The 2,577-nt window shown below is 72.4% G+C and carries 3 protein-coding genes and 1 pseudogene; 1 reads left to right on the plus strand and 3 read right to left on the minus strand.

What is annotated here, in order from left to right; genetic code table 11:
* A partial coding sequence (locus N4P33_RS34490) for a LysR family transcriptional regulator (RefSeq protein WP_260830856.1) occupies positions 1-223 on the minus strand: 223 nt, incomplete at its 3' end.
* Between the two features lie 213 nt (positions 224-436).
* Here N4P33_RS34490 and snpA point away from each other — a divergent pair.
* Complete coding sequence (snpA, locus tag N4P33_RS34495; RefSeq protein WP_260830857.1) at positions 437-1,117, plus strand: snapalysin; 681 nt, start codon at positions 437-439, stop codon at positions 1,115-1,117.
* A gap of 71 nt (positions 1,118-1,188) precedes the next feature.
* Here the strand turns inward: snpA and N4P33_RS34500 are convergent, their stop codons facing one another.
* Together N4P33_RS34500 and N4P33_RS34505 are read right to left on the minus strand one after the other, a co-directional pair.
* The gene (locus tag N4P33_RS34500; protein ID WP_260830858.1) at positions 1,189-2,127 is read right to left on the minus strand and encodes an endonuclease/exonuclease/phosphatase family protein; all 939 of its coding nucleotides are present in this window, start codon (positions 2,125-2,127) and stop codon (positions 1,189-1,191) included.
* Between the two features lie 207 nt (positions 2,128-2,334).
* A pseudogene (locus N4P33_RS34505) lies at positions 2,335-2,577 on the minus strand (hypothetical protein); the annotation flags it as partial.

Here is a 2,577-nt window from a genome sequence, read left to right on the forward strand (position 1 = left end):
TGACCAGCGGGCGGGCGCGGCTGAGGACCAGCCGGCCCAGCGGCGTGGGACGGCAGCCGGTGCGCGCGCGGACGAACAGCGCGCCGCCCAGCTCCTGTTCGATGCGCCGCAGCTGCGTGCTCAACGAGGGCTGTGCCACGCCCAGTTGGCGCGCGGCTCGGTGCAGGCTGCCGGTGTCGGCGATGGCGCACAGCGCCCTGAGGTGCCTGACCTCAAGCTCCATGCCCTGGGAGGGTAAGGCGGAAGTTCAGCTTTCACCAGAGTCTCAAAACCCTGTGCTGCGGGCGGAGTCGGGCGGTATCGGGCGCGGGTTTCGAAGGTGGCCGGAGTCGGCCGATAGGGCGGTGCTATCGCCGGTTGCCATCATCACAGCCGCCGCGTGGGCGCGGACACTCACCGGTGACATGTGACTCTCCCCCACCACTAGGAGTCATCGATGCGCATGCGCATGCCCATGTCCGTTCTCACCGCGGCAGGTCTGAGCGTCACCGCGCTCGGTCTCGGTACGGCCGCCCCGGCCTCGGCGGCCCCCACCGCCGGCGCCGGCACCGCGGCCGTCTTCGCCGCCTACAACGGTTCCTCCGAGGAGGCCGCCGCCAACCGGGCCTTCTTCGAGGCCGTCCTGAAGTCGGTGGCCGAGAAGCGCGCCGCGAACCCGAAGAGCACGGCCGCGGTCACCGTCGTCTACAACGCCTCTGGGGCGCCGTCGTTCAGCGCGCAGATATCCCGCAGCGCGCAGATATGGAACAGCTCGGTGTCGAACGTCAGACTCCAGGCCGGCACCTCCGGCGCGGACTTCGCGTACTACGAGGGCAACGACTCGCGCGGCTCGTACGCCTCGACCGACGGTCACGGCCGGGGCTACATCTTCCTCGACTACCGGCAGAACCAGATCTACAACTCCACGCGTGTGACCGCGCACGAGACCGGGCACGTGCTCGGGCTGCCGGACAACTACCGGGGTCCGTGCAGCGAGCTGATGTCCGGCGGCGGTCCCGGCCCGTCCTGCACGAACGCGTACCCGAACGCCAACGAGCGGGCTCGGGTGAACCAGCTGTGGGCGAACGGGTTCGCCGCGGCGCTGGACAAGGCGCTGGAGAAGTCCTCGGCGCGCTGAGGGCGGCAGTGAGCGGTTCGGTGGCGGGTCGTCTCCCTCGCGGGGGCGGCCCGCTTCGCCGTGCGCGCGGGTCATCGAGGGCTGTGCAGGGTGAGGTCGGCGAGCACGGCGCGGTGGTCGGTGTCGGGGAGGTCGAGGAAGCGGGTGCGGGTCGCGGTGAAGTCGTCCGAGACCAGGACGTGGTCGATCTGGGCGCCGAAGGCCGGGGTGGTGCGGGCGGGCCAGGTCGGGGTGCGGTCGTGGCCGGTGAGGCGGGCGGCGTCGTACAGGCCGGTGTCGAGGAGGGCGCGGAAGGCGGCGTGGTCCTGGGAGGCGTTGAAGTCGCCGGCGAGGACGGTGGGGGTGGCGGGGTCGGCGGCGGCGAGATCGCGCAGACGGCCGAGTTCGCGCTGCCAGAGGTCTGTCTGGCCGGGGAGCGGGGGCATGGGGTGGGCCAGCTGGACGCGTACGGCGTGGCCGTCGACGTCGGCGATCGCGCCGGGCATGCCCATGGTGGCGGGGACGCCGGAGGTGGGGCGCAGAGGGTGGCGGCTGAGGATGACGGAGCCCTCGGAGCCGCCGCCGGGGACGGCTGCGCGGTGCGGGTAGGCGGCGGCGAGTTCCTTCTTGAGCGCGGCGTCGCAGGTGTACTCGCATTCCTGGACGAAGACGAGGTCGGGGTCGTGGCGGCGTACGGCGTCGATCAGGGCGGGGGTGGCCTGGCCGAACTCCACGTTGGAGGTGAGGACGCGGAGGGAGGCGACGGGAGGTCCGGTGGGGTCGGCGGTCTTGCCGTACGGCTCGATGTACCAGGCGATCAGGCCGAGGAGGAGCACGCCCCATACGGTGCCGGGCCACCAGCGGGTGAGGAGGGTGAGGAGGAGGGCGGCGGCGGTCGGGGCGAGGAGCCAGGGGAGGAAGGCGAGGAGCTGGGGGACGGGGGTGAGGGCGTCGGTGCCGGCGAGGCGGCAGGCGAGAAGGGCGGTGGTGAGGGTGAGGAGGAGGGCTGCGGGCCAGGTTCTGGTGCGCACGAGGTAATAGACGGGGGGTGGGGGTGGGGGGTTGCACGTCACGCCTCGGCTTCGCCTTCGGCGTGATGGGTTCCCACCCGCACCGCCCGTGCGGCTTTCGTGGTCGGGTGCGGGTGGCCCCTGTGGGGTGTCCTCGCCGTCGGCGGCTGCGGATGGCTTCCTCGGCTGGGGAGGGGCTCGCCTGCGCGGCTGCGGATCAGGGGTAAGTCAGGTGCGGGTTCTCGTGAGTGGGGGCAGGGTCGGGGAGCTTGGTCGGGGTCTGCGGCGCGTGGTCAGCCATGAGGCCGCTGCGACGGTCAGGCCCAGGGTCAGCAGTAGCCAGGACGTTGTCCTCAGGGTGGCGGTGAGGGCGTCGTAGAGGGCGGCTGCTGCCGGGCGGTGGGCCGGGTCGGGCAGGTCGGTCAGGGTCAGGTGGCGGCCGATCACCACGGCCAGCGCCAGCAGCGCGCC

The sequence above is a fragment of the Streptomyces sp. 15-116A genome (genome assembly GCF_025290915.1).
Taxonomy (GTDB): Bacteria; Actinomycetota; Actinomycetes; order Streptomycetales; family Streptomycetaceae; genus Streptomyces.